Source organism: Bradyrhizobium sp. Ken01 (assembly GCF_055807355.1).
Map to the genome: position 1 here is coordinate 1 of NZ_JBVVPC010000116.1, position 3036 is coordinate 3036.

Below are 3036 nucleotides of genomic sequence, written 5' to 3' on the forward strand. Positions count from 1 at the left end.
AAACTTGTTCGTCGTCTTGCTCGTCATGGCTCCATCCTCTCAGGAGTTGGAGCCTCCGGCAAACCCGGGGCGGTTCACTACATGGGCGTGGCGTTGGTTTCAGTCGCTGGCATGAGCTTGCATCGCTACCTTGCGAGGAGACATCAGTGCTGAAGTCCATAGCATTGATGTCGCTAATTATGTGAAGACAAAGAACCGGCGCGCCCTTTCAGACCTGCCGCTGCATCGGCGCAAGGTGCTGGACGGCATCAGTCCCGCAATCGCAGTCGAGAACGTTCTTGACAAATTGACCGTTATCAGAGCTGGGCTTGAGGAGCTAAGCACCTGCCCGGCTCTTTGCCGCGAGAACGAGTGGCATTAGCGGTCAATTCTGCCACCCTGTCCCGCCGGCGGCCTTAGAGGCATTGTCGTCATACGCTGCTTGTCTACTTCTGATCGTATCTCCGACGATCTGCCGGTAGAACGAAACAGAGATCGCTCGGGCGCGCTCACTTCGGTTGGAGATTGAGTTGATCTGGCGTGTCCTCGCGAGCGTGACGCTGGCCGCAGCTTTTGGCTAAGGCGTAGTGCGCTTCTTTGGCTGCTCCATTAGCGATGGAGGCATAGACCGGGGTCGATCCGCCGTTTTCACCATCCTAACGACAAAATAGCGCGTTGCCGATCGCCCAGATCAGCAACCAAGATGCAACGCTCATTTGGAAGTCCCCCAGCGCAAATGCGCAGGGGCATTTGATGCTTTCGGATGAGACGATTTTAGGTGCGTGCGCCGCAGCGAAATGCGCAAACTGGGCGTGCTACTTTTAACAGCATCCTTGATCTTGGCGGCGTTTTGCATCCCTTTGGCCCTGTACCAGAGGCTGACGGGGGCCACCGTTCAGAGAGAAGCATTACCAAATGGGGGGCTCTGGCCCTGGCTGTTAACTGCTCTAGGAGCCTTTGGCTTTCGATACCGATCTGCCTTTTACCAGCAAAGCGTTTGCTTCGAGAATGGACGAAAGCCCTTCGGCGCAAAGAGCGGAAGAATCGATGCTTTGCAAAGGAGGGACAGCGCGGCGGCTATCCATCGTCGTCGAAAACGGGGAGCAACAGTCCCAATATAGGGGAGGCGACATATTCGACAGCTTAGGGGCGTAACATCTCGATCTGGAATGCGATCCTCTGCAGAATGCGAAGGCTCGTGTTGCAGATCGAAGCGCCGATGGAGTCAGTAGCCCACCAGGCCCCGCCCTTTCGTCGGAGCCACAGCATCAGAAACTGCTCGAGATACGTGCGCCCTTCGTTCGCTAGCTGGATCGCGCTTCGCAATCTTCTCGACTGCATCGGCCAAATAGTCGGGATGGTGATGGCCATAGGTGTTGAGGAGCACCTTAAGCGACATTCCGAGATAACCTGCTGCCTGCCAAGGATCCGCGCCTCTTTGCATGAGCCAAGTCGCTGCAGTATGTCGAAGCGTTTGAGGGGAGATACCCTGACCCAGCCCTGCAAGCCTTACAGCACTCTTGAATGCTGTTTTGACTGAGCTAACACCTTTTCCGTTGTATTCGACGAAATACTTAGCCTCCGGATCAATCCGATGCCAACGTCGCAGGTGAGCAAGCAGGCGCAAGGGTATCGGAACCGTGGGCTGCCGTTTGTTGGTTTTAGCGCAACCCTGTTTTAGGCGGTAATAGTGCCCGCGTTCCAAATCGACATAGGAGCGACTGATCGCTGCAATCGGAGATGCGGCTGCAATAGCTCCCGCACGGGTCCCGCTATAGATGCCCAGCAAAATGAAACGAGCAAGGTGGCGTAGCGGACGCCTACTTGTCGGGACCTTGACCTCGTCCAGTGACCGGCGCGATCCCTTCTGCATTTCGCGATAGCGCCAGCAGGCCCAAATCAATCTGGCCGCGTCGCTACGCGTCAGCCACTTGTCACGCGGTTGCCCCTTCTCAGGCAGCGATACTCTAACAATTCCCCTATGATATCCTTCGACCGCATGGTGACCGATTGCAGCGCGGAGATCTTCAAGGTCTCGGCGCGCGCCTCCCTTCTTGCCACGCTTCCTCGCATACGAGCGACATGCCTCCCCGTTGAGCTCGCCTAGCATCTTTGCTCCCCACCACTCGTTCAGCCGTTCAATTCGCCTCTTGAATTTGCGAATGTCCGAGACAGTATCTTCGCTTTCGCTATCCACATTGAAACGCTCCCGGAGCTTGTCCAGCTGCGCATCCAAATAAATGGAGAGGAGATCCGCGATCGCAATATCGTCGATGTGGCGGACTCGTCGCTTCGGAAAGCATTTAGAGATTATATGATCCTTCAGCTTTTCTTCCGCACCCGCAATCTGAACTGCAGGGCAGCCTGTGCTGACATCCCGGCCGTTGTCTCTGATGATCCACGTTGCCTGGTGAGTGATCCTTCCGCTCTTATCTCGGCGAGCGGCCCTGAGCTGAAGTCTTGCTCCCTTGCTTCGTTGCGGCATAGCTCTCGCATTCGTTCGATATGAGCCAGCGTTGTAAACTCCTTGCCGGCAATTTTTTCAATGACCAATCGGTTACGATCGTGCTCCCGACGCAAACCCGCGACGGTCATGCCACCCAAAGGAAACGCGATCTTCACTGCGTCGCTAAGGCGAAGCGGGGTATAAGGTTCAATATTCGGTCGCGCTCGACGTGTCATCGACGCCCTTGGCGCAGCTGTTAAAGAACGAAACTAGAATAGAGGCGTCTGAGTTGGAGTAAAGTTGTTCCTTTCCCCTATCGCAAGATCGGCGATCTTCTCGCAAAATCGAACAGGCAGACCAATGATCGATAGAGCACGCAGTCCTCTTCTTGTTGCCTGCCGAAGGCCTTGATTGTCATCGCACGCTCGTCCCAAGCCCAGGCTGTTTTCGCGGTCGATCGATCTCACGCTGCAGGGCTAACCCCGCGTCTCCGCATCTTCCTTCTGCGAAAGGTCCTCATTGTGTTTTGGACGTCTGAGCTGCTGCCGGTTTGATGGACACCGAGATTGGGTGTTTTATCAAGCCGGAGGTGGTCATGCAGAGACGGAAGT

1 protein-coding gene is annotated in these 3036 nt (G+C 55.6%); it reads right to left on the reverse strand.

What is annotated here, in order from left to right:
* Positions 1-1204: 1204 nt before the first annotated feature.
* Positions 1205-2464: a tyrosine-type recombinase/integrase gene (locus AC0L3S_RS38860; RefSeq protein ID WP_473285214.1), complete on the reverse strand. Its 1260-nt coding sequence runs from the start codon at positions 2462-2464 to the stop codon at positions 1205-1207.
* Positions 2465-3036: the final 572 nt, after the last annotated feature.